This is a genomic window from Chryseobacterium sp. 7 (genome assembly GCF_003663845.1).
Taxonomy (GTDB): domain Bacteria; phylum Bacteroidota; class Bacteroidia; order Flavobacteriales; family Weeksellaceae; genus Chryseobacterium.
Map to the genome: position 1 here is coordinate 1,604,770 of NZ_RCCA01000001.1, position 16,629 is coordinate 1,621,398.

At 35.9% G+C, this 16,629-nt stretch carries 14 protein-coding genes; 4 read left to right on the forward strand and 10 right to left on the reverse strand.

Annotated features, from left to right (window positions below; genetic code table 11):
• Positions 1 to 18: 18 nt before the first annotated feature.
• From CLU97_RS07360 to CLU97_RS07385, 6 genes are all read right to left on the reverse strand, one after another.
• Complete coding sequence (locus CLU97_RS07360) at positions 19 to 984, reverse strand: tetratricopeptide repeat protein (RefSeq protein ID WP_121487349.1); 966 nt, start codon at positions 982 to 984, stop codon at positions 19 to 21.
• A gap of 10 nt (positions 985 to 994) precedes the next feature.
• Positions 995 to 1,651 (reverse strand): GDSL-type esterase/lipase family protein, encoded by a 657-nt coding sequence (locus CLU97_RS07365; RefSeq protein ID WP_121487350.1) that lies wholly within the window; start codon positions 1,649 to 1,651, stop codon positions 995 to 997.
• Between the two features lie 65 nt (positions 1,652 to 1,716).
• Positions 1,717 to 2,178: a lipocalin family protein gene (locus CLU97_RS07370; RefSeq protein ID WP_121487351.1), complete on the reverse strand. Its 462-nt coding sequence runs from the start codon at positions 2,176 to 2,178 to the stop codon at positions 1,717 to 1,719.
• A 198-nt stretch (positions 2,179 to 2,376) separates the two neighbouring features.
• Positions 2,377 to 3,723: an IS5 family transposase gene (locus CLU97_RS07375; RefSeq protein WP_121486246.1), complete on the reverse strand. Its 1,347-nt coding sequence runs from the start codon at positions 3,721 to 3,723 to the stop codon at positions 2,377 to 2,379.
• A 220-nt stretch (positions 3,724 to 3,943) separates the two neighbouring features.
• Positions 3,944 to 5,107 (reverse strand): iron-containing alcohol dehydrogenase, encoded by a 1,164-nt coding sequence (locus tag CLU97_RS07380; RefSeq protein ID WP_121487352.1) that lies wholly within the window; start codon positions 5,105 to 5,107, stop codon positions 3,944 to 3,946.
• Between the two features lie 134 nt (positions 5,108 to 5,241).
• On the reverse strand, positions 5,242 to 5,649 hold the full coding sequence (locus CLU97_RS07385; RefSeq protein WP_121487353.1) for a winged helix-turn-helix transcriptional regulator: 408 nt from the start codon (positions 5,647 to 5,649) through the stop codon (positions 5,242 to 5,244).
• Positions 5,650 to 5,748: 99 nt separating this feature from the next.
• Between CLU97_RS07385 and lpdA the strand changes: the two genes are divergently transcribed.
• Positions 5,749 to 7,149 (forward strand): dihydrolipoyl dehydrogenase, encoded by a 1,401-nt coding sequence (gene lpdA / locus CLU97_RS07390; RefSeq protein WP_121487354.1) that lies wholly within the window; start codon positions 5,749 to 5,751, stop codon positions 7,147 to 7,149.
• Between the two features lie 223 nt (positions 7,150 to 7,372).
• Here the strand turns inward: lpdA and CLU97_RS07395 are convergent, their stop codons facing one another.
• The 3 genes from CLU97_RS07395 to CLU97_RS07405 all read right to left on the reverse strand — a co-directional run bounded on the left by CLU97_RS07395 (position 7,373) and on the right by CLU97_RS07405 (position 9,284).
• Positions 7,373 to 7,978: a hypothetical protein gene (locus CLU97_RS07395; protein WP_228437562.1), complete on the reverse strand. Its 606-nt coding sequence runs from the start codon at positions 7,976 to 7,978 to the stop codon at positions 7,373 to 7,375.
• Positions 7,979 to 8,012: 34 nt separating this feature from the next.
• Positions 8,013 to 8,417, reverse strand: coding sequence for a hypothetical protein (locus tag CLU97_RS07400; protein ID WP_121487355.1), 405 nt, complete (start codon positions 8,415 to 8,417; stop codon positions 8,013 to 8,015).
• 135 nt (positions 8,418 to 8,552) lie between these two features.
• Complete coding sequence (locus tag CLU97_RS07405) at positions 8,553 to 9,284, reverse strand: hypothetical protein (RefSeq protein WP_147436463.1); 732 nt, start codon at positions 9,282 to 9,284, stop codon at positions 8,553 to 8,555.
• 126 nt (positions 9,285 to 9,410) lie between these two features.
• Here CLU97_RS07405 and CLU97_RS07410 point away from each other — a divergent pair, with 126 nt between their 5' ends.
• On the forward strand, positions 9,411 to 11,945 hold the full coding sequence (locus tag CLU97_RS07410) for a phosphoenolpyruvate carboxylase (protein WP_121487357.1): 2,535 nt from the start codon (positions 9,411 to 9,413) through the stop codon (positions 11,943 to 11,945).
• A 294-nt stretch (positions 11,946 to 12,239) separates the two neighbouring features.
• On the opposite strand, the gene CLU97_RS07420 is transcribed toward CLU97_RS07410, so the two are convergent.
• A complete protein-coding gene (locus tag CLU97_RS07420; protein ID WP_121487359.1) occupies positions 12,240 to 13,844 on the reverse strand; it encodes a S8/S53 family peptidase in 1,605 nt (534 codons plus the stop codon).
• A gap of 88 nt (positions 13,845 to 13,932) precedes the next feature.
• Here CLU97_RS07420 and CLU97_RS07425 point away from each other — a divergent pair, with 88 nt between their 5' ends.
• Together CLU97_RS07425 and galE are read left to right on the forward strand one after the other, a co-directional pair.
• A complete protein-coding gene (locus tag CLU97_RS07425) occupies positions 13,933 to 15,057 on the forward strand; it encodes a DegT/DnrJ/EryC1/StrS family aminotransferase (RefSeq protein WP_121487360.1) in 1,125 nt (374 codons plus the stop codon).
• 474 nt (positions 15,058 to 15,531) lie between these two features.
• Positions 15,532 to 16,554, forward strand: coding sequence for a UDP-glucose 4-epimerase GalE (galE, locus tag CLU97_RS07435; protein WP_121487362.1), 1,023 nt, complete (start codon positions 15,532 to 15,534; stop codon positions 16,552 to 16,554).
• The last annotated feature ends 75 nt before the right edge of the window (positions 16,555 to 16,629 follow it).

Below are 16,629 nucleotides of genomic sequence, written 5' to 3' on the forward strand. Positions count from 1 at the left end.
ATCTGGGAGTTTTTATTTTTAATCAAATTGAATGTTATTGCTCTTTAAAATTTCTTTAAACTTATCTGTCTTGCCTTCCTCTTTCATACCTTTATAAATCTGCCCAATTACAGCTTCTGCATCAGAACGGTAAGGAGATTTCTGTTCATTGTAAATTCTGTATGCCTTGCAGATATAATCAAGTCCTTTTTCATTATCTTTCAAATGAGCGAAGTAGATTTGCCCTATACCATAATAAACCTCAGGGTCATTGGGATATACCTTATCAAAATCATGATAGGCATCAATAGCTTTCTGATATTCTTTTTTATAGATATAGGCTATAGCGATATTCTGTAAAGGCATTTTACCTTTAGGATCTACAGCTAATGACTGTTTATAAGCATTCAAAGCCTTATCATATTCTCCAACTCTTCTGTAGCAGATCCCCAGATTATCCCATGCGTAAATAAATTTTGGGTCAGCTTTTACAGCCTGCTCATAATTCTGAATGGCATCCTTCCAGTTTTCCTGTTTGGAGGCATCTACCGCTTTCTGATAGAAATCAAGAGCCTTTTGATTTTTTGAGAACTTATCATTACTGGTTTCTGAAGTGATGGTAGCTCTTTTTACGCTCTCACAGTGTTGCATCAAATAGCGCTCAATATCATTATAGCTGTCCTTATACTGCTTTGAATTCTTATTGGTATTAAAAGTCAGATTAATCTGCTTTTTCCCGTTTACTTCTTTTACATTTTCAGACTGTTTTTCTGCTCCTTTCAAAAGGGTTGAGATCTGAAGTGCTCCTGTGTATTTATCAATACATCCGTGAACATCTTTGATGATATCTTCTTTCTTTCTGTTAGACAGAGAAATAGAATCAGCACATTTGCAGGCGTTTTCCGAAAGTTCCTGAAGAACTGTTTTTTCATTCGGCTTTTCCTGAGAAAATGAAAGGGAATACAGTAAAACAGAGCATAAAATGGTTATTGTTTTTTTTATCATGGGTTATAGTTTATTTCAGGTAAGGAGTAATCACCTTCGCCCAGATTCTGTATCCTTCCGGCTTAAAGTGAAGCATATCTTCCACAAAAATATCTTTTCTTACGTTTCCGTCAGCATCTTCCATTGCTTTTGTAACATCAATGAATTCAGCATTGGGTTCTTTTTTCATAAAAGCAGCGATCTTTTTGTTGGCTATTTTTATTTGAGGCCAGATCACTTCTCTGCTTGGCGAATATTTGATCGAGATATAATCTACTTCAATATTAGGAAATTTTTCACGGATTTTTTTATAGAAAGCTTTATATCGGTCAACTACCATTTTGGCTTTTAGCTGATGATTGTCTGCAAAATCGTTTTCACCGCAGTAAATAATGATCTGCTTGGGTTGATAAGGAGCTAAGAGATCATTTGCAAAATCATTAAGGTCTGTAAGCCTTGATCCTCCGAATCCTCTGTTGATAATTGTTTTGCCGGGAAAGTAATCTGCTACATCAGTCCATTTGGTGAATGATGAGCTTCCCAGAAATAAAATAGCATCCTTTTGTGGCGGGTTTTGCTGATCCAGTTTTTTGAATCCCTGGATATCCTGCCAGAACATAGGTTTATTTTCCTGAGAAAAGGCAATAGTAAAGAACAGCAATAGAAATGCTGTTAGAATCTTCTTCATTATATTCAGTTTTAAATTAGATATAAAATTAATAAAAAACTCCCGATTAACGGGAGTATTATGATTTATCTTTTGTAAGTAACGTAAGTAACTTCAGGGATTTTGTCTCCATCCAGATCAAAGTTTCCGAACTGCTGGGCAAGCCTCAGATCTTTGCTTGTCAGCATATCCACTCTGTAATTTGCTGTTCCTTCATTGTCAAGTTTAATTCCCAAGACTTTAGAGTCAGCATCATAGGTGTATCTTCCTTCAGTTTTTTGATCCATTTGACAGTCTGCACCTATTCCTGTATATGCGGTATAGCTTACATAATAATCCGTTCGGAAGAAAAGAGTATTTTTAGCTGCACATCCGGTGTTTGGATACGATTGAAGCACTGTTTTATTATCTTTTCCGGAAATAATTTCTCTTTTAACTTCCTTCCAGTCTCCCTTCATGATATCCATATCATAAGCTTCGAGATTGTCATCTTTACAAGAAGTAAGCGCAAGGGCAGAAAAGGCAAATAAAAGTAGCTGTTTTTTCATTTTCACAAATTTAAGAATATGCTAAAATATAAATAAATTTGAAATATTTGTAATGAAATAATGAATTTTTAAACGAATGTTTGTAAATTAAATAATTTCAGGAATGTAATCAGCATTTCCAAGCAGATAAGACGCTTAAAGAATAAAAAATTGATTTAAAACATGAAGATATTATCTCTCAATCTAAATAGTCATTCCTTAAGAAATGCTATTTTCTAATTTATTTTTAAACATAGAATTAGAAAATAGGATAATTTGTATTTGATAAAAAAATAAACTCAATTCTTTTTTCAGTATTTCCATCATTTTCTTCATATTCCAGGCGGTTGCTGATAATAATGCATTGATTTGTGGCCCCATTTCTCCCATGAAATAATTTTGAGCCAGCCTAAAATCCGTCTTTAAGTGTCCGATGATAGGTTCGATCGCTGCTCTAGTTCTGAATTTCTTGCGTTTTATTTGTTTTTGATAAGCGGTGTCTGTTTTTCTTGGAGTGCTTGGAATAGAGATTTTTACGCCTTTGATCTCCGATTTTCCTCTGCCACCTCGATCGTAAACGAGTTCTTTTGGAAGTTGCTGACCACTGTTTTCCATTTGCTCCAGAAGCGGCTCAATGGTGTGACCATCGTATGGTGTTTGTAAAAATGCCTTAATCCCAAGAATGATTTTTTTGCCTTTGCCCGAGGTCGTTATCAAGCCCACCTTATTTCCAAATTCATACTGTTTATGAGCTTTTCCTTTCGCAATACATCGGGTAAATGGTTTGTGAATGCTGTAAATTTTATCGGTATCGTTTCTTTTTTGAGTAACCGCTTTGGCGTAAAGTGTCAGTGTATTTTTGTAAAACTCTTTCTGTTCTGCCGTAAAATTGCGTTCCAGTTCTCGTATCAGCCTCATGGCGATGGTTTTTAATTGTCTTTGTGACTTTCTTGCCATTTTAGCTCGCTTAGGATGTTTGCCGTTGTAGGTGTTGCGAACCAGTCGTTTGCTGACTTTCGTGTAGCGCTGTCTCTGCTTTAGGCCTTCTTTTTCGGCTATTTTGTTGCAATAATCAATTACTTTTTTACACAATTTCGCATCCGTAGGAAAAGTAGTGTTATTCTCTTGAACCGTGGTATCTGACAAAACAAAATGTGAAGTATTGACCTTTGCATCATGCATCCTTACACTGTAGGCAAAGATTTTTTCAATACCGTTTTCGCCAATTCTTTTTCGGAAATGCACAAAATTACTTGGGTCACACGGGAATTCATGTTCAAAGAAAACTCTTCCGCAAAAATACTGCATGTAAGGATTCATAATCCACGCTGAGGCAAGGGTTTCATCGCCCAAATTGTACAGGTGCTTCAAAAGAAGGCAGCCCACCATAAACCGAATCGGATGACTTGGATTGCCTACTTTAGAATACAATGGAGAAAATTCTTTCTCGAAATAATTCCAATCAATTTTTTCTGAAAGCAATACAAGTTCGTGCTTCTCATCAATAAAATCCACCAACATCGGGCGAAATAATTCTGGCAGTTTTTCTGGATTTTTTCCCAACATATTTGCAAGGTTTTAAAGCTCTAAAATACAAAAACCTGCAAGAAAAAACAAATGAATCAATATTTAGAATACTAATATCCAATGTTTTAAATGTATTTTAAGGAGTGACTAAATAAAAAGAAGCGAGCTTTAGCCCGCTTCCTATATAAATAACAGCCGCTCTGGCTTTAATTAAAATTTAAAAATAAACATTAAACTTAGAATTTTAAACCTTAAATTTCTAGTAGCTCATCTCTACAATCTTATAAGCATCCTGTGGAGTCAGTTTTTTATACTCTCCAAGACCTAGCCAATTTCTGTCTGTAAAAGCTTTTTCAACTTTTTCAGCTGTTCCTTTGAAATCTTCCGTGTATTCAGAGAGTCTTGTTTTAATGTGAAGACTGTGGAAAAATTCTTCCATTTTTTTGATACCCAGTTCTGCTTTTTCTTCTACAGTGCCGTCTTTGATTCCCCAAACTCTTTCAGCATACTGAGCCAGTTTTCCTTTTTTATCTTCGAAATTATAACGGTAATGTGAGGGAGCAATGATAGCCAGCGTTCTTGCATGATCAATTCCAAAATAAGCCGTCAGCTCATGTCCCATAGCATGTACAGCCCAGTCTGTAATGACCCCTTTCTGGATTAATCCGTTCAGCGCCATTGTACAGCACCACATGAAATTTCCTGCAGCATCGTAATTGAAATCATCTGCCAATACCTTAGGAGCCGTTTCCTGTAGGCTGATCAGAATACTTTCTGCAATTCTTTCCTGAAGATCGGCAGAAGAAGGAGCCGTCATATATTGTTCCAAAACGTGGGTGTATGCATCTGTGATTCCATTCACAATTTGATTTTTGGGAATAGATCTGATCACTTCCGGATCCAGTACGGAAAACTGCGGGAAAAGTCCGGGACCTCCTGAAGACAATTTCTCATTGGTTTCTCTTCTGGAAATCACATAACCGGAATTCATTTCCGAACCCGTCGCAGGCAATGTTAAGATACTTCCGAATGGCATTCCCTGACCTTCAAATGTTCTTACCGATTTTCTCAAAATTTCCCATGGTTCTCCATCATAATTGGCCGCTGCGGAAAGGAATTTTGTTCCGTCAATTACAGATCCTCCACCTACAGCAAGAAGATAAGTGATATTTTTTTCTTTAATAAAGCTTAGAGCATTAATCAGGATTTCATATTCCGGATTGGCTGGCACTCCACCGAATTCATATACTTCATGGTCTGCCAAAGCCTGTTTTACCTGGTCATAAACACCATTGTTTTTGATGCTTCCGCCACCGTAAATCATTAATATTCTTGCGTCTTTGGGAATTTCGTTGGAAATTTTAGCAATTTCACCTTTCCCGAAAAGTATTTTTGTTGGATTTTTAAACTCGAAATTAAGCATGTTCTAAATTTATTTAAGATCAAATTTACGGAATGGAAAAGGAAAATTGAGTTAATGAAATTTTAAAATTACTATAATTCATTTTTATGAAAGCTATTGTTTTTTGCTGCTTTGATTTCTTTCTAATCCGAACACTATTCTTCAGATGAAAGATAGGCTTTTGCTCTTTTTATAAAGGCTTCCTTATCATTTTTAATCTCTTCCAATAGTTTTTTTCTGCCATCAGGAATAGTAAGATATCGATCGCCCCAAAGGTTGATTTCTACGATTATCGGAATAAGATCAACCCCTTTCTGCGTCAGAAAATAAAGAATTTTCAGTTTGTTGTCCGGATGGTCTTTTTTATCAATGATCCCATTGTCTAAAAGGTTTTGAAGTCTTGTTGCCAGAATATTGGTGGCTATTTTTTCATCTGCCTTCAGGAAATCACCATAGGTACACTCTTTTTTCAGCATAAGATCTCTTATGATGAGCAGAGACCATTTGTCTCCCCACATTTCCAGTGAACAGCTGATAGGACAGTCTGATCTTTTTTTATTCATTTTGTTAATTTTATAATAACGCTTGCAAATTGAAAGTGTTTGTTTTAATTTTGCTTTTATTTTGCAAGTAAATTTAATCATAAAAAATTAATTAATCAAATGAATCATTATGACATTGCCGTAATTGGCTCAGGACCTGGAGGATATGTAGCAGCTATACGAAGTGCTCAGCTGGGATATAAAACAGTAATTATAGAAAAGTATGATACATTAGGAGGAACATGTACTAACGTGGGCTGTATTCCGACTAAGGCTTTATTAGATAGTACCCATCATTACTTGGAAGCACAGCATAAATTCAATGAACATGGGATTAAGCTGGATACTATAGAACTGAATTTTTCTCAAATGTACAGAAGAAAAGCAGAGATAGTTTCAAAAAATACCGGAGGGCTTGACTTTTTAATGAATAAAAATAACATTACAAGGTTAAAAGGTACAGCAACCTTTGTCAATAATTCTACCATAAAAATTGTCAACGATGCTGAAGTTAAAGAGGTTACTGCTCAACACTATATTGTTGCAACAGGCTCAAAACCATCGACCATTCCGGGAGTGGAGATTGATAAGAAAAGAATTATTACCTCCACAGAAGCATTGGCTTTGCAGGAAAAACCTGAATCTATGGTAATCATTGGTGGGGGAGTGATTGGAGTGGAAATGGCTTCTATCTTTAATCGTATCGGAACCAAAGTAACTATTCTGGAATATGCCGATCATTTGATCGCAGGTATGGATCATGAATTGGGAAAAAACCTTCAGAAAATTCTGAAAAAAGAAGGGATTGACATCCTTCTTAACCATGCTGTTTATAAAACCGAAAATACAGGTTCAGCAGCTAAAGTATTTTTTAAAGATAAAAACAGGGAAGAAGGTGAGCTTGCAGCAGATTATATTTTGGTAGCAGTAGGAAGAAGCCCTTATGTAAAAGGTCTCGGTCTTGAAAATACAGATGTACAGCTGGACGGGAGAGGTTTCATTAAAGTGAATGGAAATAATCAAACTTCAGCGTCCAATATCTACGCCATCGGAGACGTAATTGGTGGAGCAATGCTCGCTCACAAAGCGGAAGAAGAAGGTGTTTTGGTAGCAGAAACAATCAATGGACAAAAGCGTCATATTCATTATAACCGTATTCCTTCGGTAGTGTATACATGGCCGGAAGTAGCTTCTGTAGGATATACAGAAGAATATCTGAAACAAAATAATATTGCCTACAATGTAGGTAAATTCCCATTTTCTGCCAGTGCAAGAGCCCGCGCCTCAATGGATATGGAGGGTTTTGCAAAAGTATTGGTAGATCCGAAATATGGAGAAGTTCTGGGTGTTCATATCATTGGTGCCAGAGCAGCAGATTTAATTGCACAGGGTGTCATCGCACAGGAATATGAAGTGACTGCCGAAGATATGTTCCGTATTTCGTATGCTCATCCCACTTATTCTGAAACCCTGAAAGAAGCATACCTGATTGCATCCGGACAGGGCGCGATTAATATATAAAGAAAATAATATTCAAAATTAAACCATTAAGATCTGTGAGGAAAGTAAGAATAATTAAGATTCATCTTACATGAAAAGATAAGGAATACTGCTGAAAAAATAGCTTTAGCTATTCCCTTAACTATTCTTATCAACTTAAAAAATCTTAATGGTTTAAAAATGTCAGTTTATCAATTTTACCGAGGATAAAATTCTTGCGCTATTGTGTGTTTTTTTAAATCAGTTACAAAGAAGTACAGTTCTCATCCTTCGCATAAACACCATTACTTTTCGTTTCAAGTTTTCCGGTTTTTCTGTTGATTTTGATGAAAAAAGATTCTTTCACAGCCGGACAACCCTTAGATTGCATGAGGTACATGGAAATATGACGGTCTTCAATTTTATAGGCTCCGGTAAAACGGTTACCTGTATCCACAGAATAACCATATGTTTTTGCCAGTAAAATAGCTTCAGGGAGATTATCAACTGTTCCGATAAAATCTCTCAGCTGCTGTTCATTGGAAAAATAAACAGATCTTTCATTTTTACAGGCCAAGATGTATGAAAAACAATTATTACCTATACATTTCTGGAAAAAACCTTTTTCAGGAACAGGTTCATTAATGGTCATAAAATCAGGAGCCTGACTTTCGTAAATTATTGCTTTTTCATCATCTGAATCGTTGCTGAGAACGCGCCAGTAAGCATAATCTTTATCTGGTATAACGAACGGATAGAGATATTCTACATTGTCAAGGATATCAGGAATTTTTTTATAATCATCGGGAACCTTAATCTGGCCGGAAAACAGATTAGAAAAGATCAGGGACAATATGACGATTACTTTCATAGAGAATGGGTTTTTATGACAAATGTTAAGAGAATTACTGCAAAACAATTTTATAGTATCCTTTTTCATCAGTTACATCAATACCTATGCCTGTAAATGTTAATTTATTGATTTGATAACCATCACAGCCTCCTTTAAACTCTGATGATTGAATGGAAAAGTCAAGATCTTTGATATTAGAATAAAATTTATATTTTTTTGTTCCGTTATAGGCACCTACATTTTCTAAAAGAATCTTGTTATCAGATGTTTTGGATAGTGATATACTTACGTTATTCTCATCCTGAATAGAATAGCTTGTTAATGTCCCGTTGGTAATAAGATTTTCGTTGCTGGAATTGACAAACTCAAAGATGATGGGCAATGGAGCATTATAACAATCTTTCTCACAAGAGATGAACAGAAGCGCGATAAGTAAAAAAGTAAATATTTTTTTCATTGTATTTCTGATTTAAATCCAAATTTCCTATGCATGAACGTTTTATAAAGATAAGAAAACTGGTGTTTATACCAATTTTATAAGAATTTCCGGATTTCCTTTCTGTTTGTAAAAGCTATCAGGAATATACCTGAATCAGTTTACCATATGCTCTATAAACGGAATAATTTTTCCATTTTCAATTTTCCCTTTGATATAGATAGAATCTCCGTTCTTAAAGAGATACTCTTTCACCAGCAGGTTGGTTAAACCATAAGGTTCAAGAAATAAATTTACCCAAGGATGCTGATTTTTCAGAACGGATATTTTTGCGTTTTCTGTTGGCTGGTACCTTCGCAGGTAAGCAGGTGTTTTATAATTGGTAGCATAAGCGCTTTGTGTAAGATGCTCCTTTCCACTTACATTATCTGCGATACACAATGAAAAATGAACAGGATATAACTGATTATTGATTGAAAGTTGGGCGCCTTTAGGATATCCTGCAATAACACTGTAGTCGAACTCTTCGTAAATATTGGACGGACGCTTGGTTTTTAAATCTGTGTGAAAATTAGCAAAACCAATCCGCAGAAGGTACATGGCAGACTCTTTTCCTGAGATAGGTGAAGTGATTGTTTGATCCGTGTATATTTTACATTTCAGAACGGGTAAAGAGGCAATTTTATCCAGTTGTTTGTTGTGGTCGTCTACCGCTTCCTTCATGGAATTAATACTGTTGAAAATAAAAAAACCAAATCCTATAAACATAGAAATGCAGATAAATATAAAAACGCCGAATAGGATAAGAATGGTTTTAATTCCTTTTTTATCAACCTTTGTTCCGTTTGATTTGATATTGACATCGGCATTGAAATTGAATTTGATCATAGAGTTAACATGGTTGCCAAAATAATCAAATTTTAAACAGAAATTACTATTATTTTTTTGAATTTCTGTCTTAATTTTTGTCATTTGTCAACTCAACTCATTTCAAAATCACTTACATTTGTTAATATGATACATGACCAACGCGCAGAAAAATTCAGGCAGATTGTGGAAAATAAGTTCCAGATCTACAATTCATTATTTATGAGCCTGCCTTATGATAAAATGACGAATATCGGAATGCTGCTTCCGTTTCTTTATGAAGAAAGCAGAACCGGCTATGAAGTAGGGAAAACTCCCGAAGATATCGTTGAAGAATTTTTTAAAAACCATACCGATCTTCAGAACGAAGAGCAGAAACTGGAACTGCTTTTCAAGATCATTCAGTATATAGAAAGACAGGTTGTTTTGTTTGACAGTATTGAAGATGCTGCATTTCCCAACCTTCATTCCGAAAGTGATAACGGTACAGTGACTAATCTCTTTGAACGTTCTTTTCAGGATCATAAAATTGAAAAAGTACGCGAAAAATTAAAAGATTTCAGTGTAAAGATTGTATTTACGGCTCACCCCACTCAGTTTTATCCAAGTTCGGTACAGAGAATCATTCAGGATTTGAGAGGTGCCATTACCGGTGATTCGGTGACGCAGATTGATATGCTTCTGCAGCAGCTTGGGAAGACCCCATTTGTCAACAAAGAAAAACCTACTCCGATAGATGAAGCACTGAGTATTATTTCTTATCTGAGATATGTATACTATGATACCATTGGTGAATTATTTACGAAGATCAAGAAGACTTTCGGGAACGGGAATTTTCACCTTCATGAAGATATTATCCAGCTTGGTTTCTGGCCGGGAGGAGACAGAGACGGAAATCCTTTTGTAACAGCAGAGGTAACAAAGAGAGTGGCTGAAGAACTTCGTTCAGCTATTCTTAAATCATACTACAGCCATTTGAAATTTATCAGAAGAAGATTAAGTTTCAGAGGAGTTTCTGAAGTATTAACCCAATTAAGCGAAGAACTGTATGCTGCCATTTTTGATGGAAAAGACATTAAAGCAGAAGATATTTTAAAGAAAGCAGCTGAAGCAGAAAAAATACTGATCAACGAACATAACTCTTTGTTTTTAGATCTTTTGGTAAATTTCAGAGACCGTGTAATGATCTTCGGAACTCACTTTGCAACACTGGACATCCGCCAGGACAGCAGAATTCATCAGAAAGTGATTGATGAGGTATATGCAAAAATGTATGGAAATGAAGAGGCTGATGATGACCAGAAATTCAGCAAGCTAATTGAGGTTTCAGAGAAAATAAATGCCGATGATTTTGAAGATATTGTAAAAGATACTTTGTTAACGGTTTCTCAGGTTACAGAAATCCAGAATCTGAATGGATTGCGAGGAATGAACCGCTATATTATTTCAAATTCTGATGCCGTAAAAGACGTTATGAATGTTTATGCATTCTTTAAAATCTGCGGTTATAAAGACGAAGAGATCAATATGGATATTGTTCCGCTTTTTGAAACTATGGAAGGTCTTGCCAATGCGGAGAATGTAATGAACGAGCTGTATCATAATCCTGTTTATAAAAAACATCTTGAAAAAAGAGGAAACCAGCAGACAATCATGCTCGGATTCTCGGATGGAACCAAAGACGGAGGGTATTTAAAAGCCAACTGGGAAATTTATAAAGCTAAAGAAGCATTAACAAAGCTTTCTGAGCAAAATAATATAAAAGTGGTATTCTTTGACGGCAGAGGAGGCCCGCCAGCAAGAGGAGGTGGAAAAACCCACGATTTCTACGCTTCACAGGGAAAAACGATTGCCAATAATAAGATAGAACTAACCATTCAGGGGCAAACCATTACCAGTATTTTTGGAAATAAAGAGCAGGCAAAATACAACTTTGAACAGCTTCTGACCGCCGGAGTTGAAAATGACGTATTCAAAAATGCCAAAAAAGAACTTACAGAAAAGGAGAGGGCGTTGATTATTGAGCTGGCAGATATCAGCTATCAAAAATACTCAGACTTGAAAGCACACCCTATGTTTGTTCCTTATCTTCAGGAAATGAGTACACTTGAATATTACGGGAAAACCAATATCGGAAGCCGTCCTTCAAAAAGAGGAAACGGAAGCGAACTGAAGTTTGAAGACCTGAGAGCAATCCCTTTTGTAGGATCATGGTCACAATTAAAACAGAATGTACCCGGATTTTTCGGTTTTGGATATGCGATGCAAAAGATGAAAGAACAGGGTAGATTTGAAGAAGTACGAGAGCTGTACAAAGGTTCAGATTTCTTTAAAACTTTAGTTTTGAACTCCATGATGAGTATGAACAAATCTTATTTCCCTTTGACGTATTATATTAAAAACAATCCGAAGTTCGGAGAATTCTGGAATGTTCTTTTCAATGAATATGAGCTTTCCAGAGATATTATGCTGGAACTGACAGGATTTAAAATGCTTCAGGAAGAAGATCCGCTGTCCAGAAAATCCGTGAAAATCCGTGAAAAAATTGTACTTCCATTGTTGAGTATTCAGCAATATGCTTTGATGAAAATTCAGAAAGGAGAAGGAAATAAAGAAGCGTATGAGAAGCTGGTGACCCGTTCTTTATTCGGTAATATCAATGCGAGCAGGAACTCCGCATAAAATAATGAATAAGATTCAGCGTTTTAAGATAAAAGCTATTCGTAATTTCGGGTAGCTTTTTTATCAATTATTTTAAACTAATTAAAACATTTGAATAAATAAAGAAAAAGAGGCTGTCTCAAAAGTGTCATTCTGAACACAGACTGAAAGTCTGCGAACAAAGTTCTGAAATGTAGTGAAGAATCTCATGAATTTGGTTATCAGTAAGATTCTTTCTTCGTCAGAAATCGAAGATTCGACGCAGTCAATGACAAAAGCCAGATTGTTTGACTTCTGAGACAGTCTCGCTTTCAATTATTCTTTTAAGAATTTTTCATACAAAATCTTATCCTTCGTCTGGATTTTCAGATAGTAAGTTCCTTTTGCAAAATCCTCCACTTTTATAGATTTCTGGTTGTTCGCTTTTCGGATTAATCTTCCCAGATTGTCATAAACTTCCAATGAGAGAATTTCCTGTTCTGATGCAATGTTTAAAATATTTTTAGCAGGATTCGGGAATATAGAGAACTTCTCTTTCTTTACCATCTCAGAAGTATTCAGAACAAGGTTATATAAACTACCGAAATTAAGAATTCCATATCCTGTCTGATCCGAATGAGCCGGATAAAGTGAAGCCGTTTGCCTCAGCTTTGTTTTCATCTGTTCCCTGTTCATCGTTGGAAATGCCTGTATAAGACAAGCTACACCTCCCGCAGCAATGGGAGTTGAAATAGACGTCCCGTTCACAATTAAAGTTGCACTGTCAAAAACTGATGTAGTACCAGTTCCCTGAGCACTTCCATCAGGTTTTACCACCCCAAGAGCGTTAGGCCCGAAAGAAGAAAAATCAGAAGTGTTTCCTGCGGAATCTACAGATCCAATAGAAAATACATTAGCATTATCAGATGGTGTCATAAGATAATGCCAAGGCTGCTGTCCGGAATTTCCCGCAGCGGCAAGAACAAAAATACCTTTTTCGGCAGCAATACCTGCTCCTCGGGCAATAAAGGAAGTATTGCCATCCATATTGGCATACGTATAATTGTAACGGCTGTCATCAAAAACATTATATCCCAATGATGAAGTAATGATTTCTACCCCTTTTCTGTCTGCCTCTTCAGCAGCTTCAATCCAGTACATTTCTTCTTCGGGAACTTCTACACTTGCATTTTCACTTCGGTAAAGATAAAAATCCGCATCAGGTGCGGCCCCCACGAAAACATCTTGCAGATATCCGCCGATAGCGCCTAAAACAACAGAACCATGACCATTGAGGGCTGTATTGTAAACGTCTCCGGTTTTGGTCACAAAATCATAGGTCGCCTTGATATGGTTGCCTGTCCATAATCTTGCAAAAGCAGTTCCTGTATTCACTGTTGGAAACCCGGAATCAATCACCGCAATGGAAATTCCTGTTCCGGTAAAGCCGGCCAGATGAAGGGGACGGATGTTGACCTGATCAATTTGTCCTGAACCTGAACCATAATTAAAAGTGGTAAGTGTTTTGTTGATGCCTGCATCGTCTTTCCACTTTCCGGGTGCAATTTTTACTGTAGTTGATGAACTGTTTCTGGCAAAACTTTCAACAGATAATACAAAAGGCTGAGCCTGTAGTACTGTTTTTTGAGCTGGTGTCGCATTTACCGCTGCTCCGTTAAGCCATTTTGAATAATCTGTAACCGTAAATCCTAAATTTTGAAGATTCTGAAGATAAGCCTGTTCAATAGGCGCATCCTGATCATTTAGAGGAATTCCCAGCGTGGTACGTCTGTTGAGTGATTTCTGGCTGAGTTCTGACAACGGATTGGCATAAAAAGCAGCTTTATTGGGCTTATCCGTAAAGTAAACAAAGACAAGTTCTGTCTGAGCAGAAACGTGAAGATAACCCGTTAGGAAACAAAAGAGTAAAAGTTTTTTCATAAGAATAATTTCTATAAAGATAAAAACAAAATCAATAAAATTTTTGATCGGATATTAAATTCCTTATTTTTACAGAAATATTTATTATATGAAAAAAATTCAGATGGTTGACTTGCAAAGTCAGTATTACAAAATAAAGAATGATGTAGACAATGCGGTTTTGAATGTAATGGATTCTGCGGCATTTATAAACGGTCCTGAAGTAAAGTCTTTCCAGAATGAATTGGAGTCTTATTTAGAAGTAAAACATGTGATTCCATGTGCCAATGGTACAGATGCATTACAGATTGCCCTGATGGCTTTAGATCTGAAAGAAGGAGACGAAATTATTACAGCTGATTTTACTTTTGCCGCAACCGTAGAAGTAATTCATTTGCTTAAATTAAAATCTGTATTGGTAGATGTGGATTATGATACATTCACAATTTCTACGGAGCAGATTAAAAAAGCGATTACACCAAGAACAAAAGCGATTATTCCGGTACACATTTTCGGACAGTGTGCCAATATGGAAGAGATTTTGAAAATTGCTGAAGAGCACAATTTATATGTTGTTGAAGACAACGCCCAGGCAATTGGTTCAGAATATACATTCTCTGACGGAACAGTGAAGCAGGCAGGAACAATGTCTACTGTTGGAACAACTTCTTTCTTCCCTTCCAAAAACCTTGGATGCTACGGAGACGGAGGTGCTATTTTTACCAATAATGACGATCTTGCACACCGTTTAAGAGGAATTGTAAACCACGGAATGTACGAAAGATACTACCATGATGAGGTAGGAGTAAATTCTCGTTTGGACAGCATTCAGGCTGCAGTTTTAAGAAAAAAACTTCCTCACCTTGATTCTTACAACGAAGCAAGAAGAAGAGCGGCAGATTTTTATGATGAAGCATTCGAAGGAAACCCGAATATTCTTACTCCGAAAAGAGCTGAGAATTCTACTCACGTATTCCACCAGTATACTTTAAGAATCCTGAACGGAAAACGTAATGAACTTCAGAAATTTTTAACGGAAAAAGAAATTCCTGCAATGATCTATTATCCGGTAGCACTAAGAAAGCAGAAAGCTTACTTTCAGGAAAGTAATGCCGCAGACTTTGTGAATACCGATAAGCTTTTGGATCAGGTAATTTCTTTACCAATGCATACAGAATTAGACGAAGAGCAGCTGAAGTATATTACGGATGCCGTGCTTGAGTTTATGGGGTAAAAATAAGTATGAAGGAATTTTTTTTAAAAGGTAGAAAATATAAATTCTTTTTAGGATTTCACCTTTTTATTGTAGGAGTCTATTCAATATATGTAATAAACACATTGAATTCTTATCATTCCTCCTCTTACTCAATATATTATAAAGAGAGTATTTATGAAAACATCGCGAAATACTCTTTTTATATTATTATAAATTCAATTTCAGGGGCTATTATTTACTTCAAAATAAAACATGCAAAGGTTATTCTCAATTTTTTTGCTGTAATGATCTTTATGTTGGTTTGTTATGCAGAGTATACCCTGATTAAAACTTATATTAATAACTCATATTACAATTTTGTAATTATTTTTAATACAGGAGTTATTGGTTTTATCGTTTTTTATATCTTTTATCTTAATAAGGTTAATAAGAAGGAAAATATAGAAATAAGCGAAATAGAAAATATAGGAAAACACAAAGAATAAAAATAGAATGACAATACTTGTTACCGGGGGGCTTGGATATATTGGTTCTCACACTGTTGTAGAACTTCTTAATAATGGTTTTGAAGTCATTATTGTAGATGATTTATCCAATTCAGAAAGGTTTATTTTAAAAAATATTGAGGAAATTGCAGGAAAGAAACCTGTTTTTTATCCTTTTGATTTGAGAAGAAAAGAACTTCTTACTCAGGTTTTTGATGCCCATCAGATTGATGGTTGTATCAATTTTGCAGCTTCTAAAGCAGTAGGAGAGAGTCAGATCAAACCTGTAGATTATTATGAAAATAATTTATTCTCATTAATTAATATTCTTCAGGAGTTTAAAACAAGAGGAATCTCCAATTTTATTTTCAGTTCATCCTGTACAGTATACGGCCAGGCTGAAGTAATGCCGATAGATGAAAATACACCGTTGAAAATGGCTGAAAGTGTCTATGGAAAGACCAAACAAATGGGTGAGCAGATTCTGATTGATTTTGCAAAGGCTTATCACCGTAAAATTTCGGTATTAAGATATTTTAACCCGATCGGAGCACATCCATCTGCAAAACTGGGAGAACTGCCAATCGGAGTTCCGGATAATTTGGTACCTTACGTAATGCAGACAGCTGCAGGAATACGTGAGAAATTAAGTATTTGGGGAGATAATTATCCAACACAGGACGGAACAGCCGTTCGTGATTATATTTACGTGGTTGACTTGGCGAAAGCACATGTTGCAGCATTGAAGAAGCTGATAGAAGACTCTTCATCTGAAGCAGTGATAGATACTTACAATCTGGGAACAGGAAAAGGTTCATCTGTGCTGGAAGTGGTAAAAGCATTTGAAAAGGCAAACAATGTAGAAGTACCTTACCAGATTTGTGACAGAAGAGAAGGAGATATTACGATTGCTTACGCAAACCCTGAAAAAGCAGAAAAGGAGCTCGGCTGGAAGTCTGAAACATCTCTGGAAGAATCTTTAAGAACCGTTTGGGAATGGCAGAAATATCTGAACAGCAGAAATATATAGTTTCAGTGATGATATTATTTTTCTCCCGGTATGAAAGAACATTTAAAAAAAGAATATAAAAACAAATTACAAAAC

Coding starts and splice junctions, on each gene's coding strand:
- CLU97_RS07360 (WP_121487349.1), bottom strand. CDS start 984: ATGATAAAAAAAACAATAACCATTTTATGCTCTGTTTTACTGTATTCC.
- CLU97_RS07365 (WP_121487350.1), bottom strand. CDS start 1,651: ATGAAGAAGATTCTAACAGCATTTCTATTGCTGTTCTTTACTATTGCC.
- CLU97_RS07370 (WP_121487351.1), bottom strand. CDS start 2,178: ATGAAAAAACAGCTACTTTTATTTGCCTTTTCTGCCCTTGCGCTTACT.
- CLU97_RS07375 (WP_121486246.1), bottom strand. CDS start 3,723: ATGTTGGGAAAAAATCCAGAAAAACTGCCAGAATTATTTCGCCCGATG.
- CLU97_RS07380 (WP_121487352.1), bottom strand. CDS start 5,107: ATGCTTAATTTCGAGTTTAAAAATCCAACAAAAATACTTTTCGGGAAA.
- CLU97_RS07385 (WP_121487353.1), bottom strand. CDS start 5,649: ATGAATAAAAAAAGATCAGACTGTCCTATCAGCTGTTCACTGGAAATG.
- lpdA (WP_121487354.1), top strand. CDS start 5,749: ATGAATCATTATGACATTGCCGTAATTGGCTCAGGACCTGGAGGATAT.
- CLU97_RS07395 (WP_228437562.1), bottom strand. CDS start 7,978: ATGAAAGTAATCGTCATATTGTCCCTGATCTTTTCTAATCTGTTTTCC.
- CLU97_RS07400 (WP_121487355.1), bottom strand. CDS start 8,417: ATGAAAAAAATATTTACTTTTTTACTTATCGCGCTTCTGTTCATCTCT.
- CLU97_RS07405 (WP_147436463.1), bottom strand. CDS start 9,284: ATGATCAAATTCAATTTCAATGCCGATGTCAATATCAAATCAAACGGA.
- CLU97_RS07410 (WP_121487357.1), top strand. CDS start 9,411: ATGATACATGACCAACGCGCAGAAAAATTCAGGCAGATTGTGGAAAAT.
- CLU97_RS07420 (WP_121487359.1), bottom strand. CDS start 13,844: ATGAAAAAACTTTTACTCTTTTGTTTCCTAACGGGTTATCTTCACGTT.
- CLU97_RS07425 (WP_121487360.1), top strand. CDS start 13,933: ATGAAAAAAATTCAGATGGTTGACTTGCAAAGTCAGTATTACAAAATA.
- galE (WP_121487362.1), top strand. CDS start 15,532: ATGACAATACTTGTTACCGGGGGGCTTGGATATATTGGTTCTCACACT.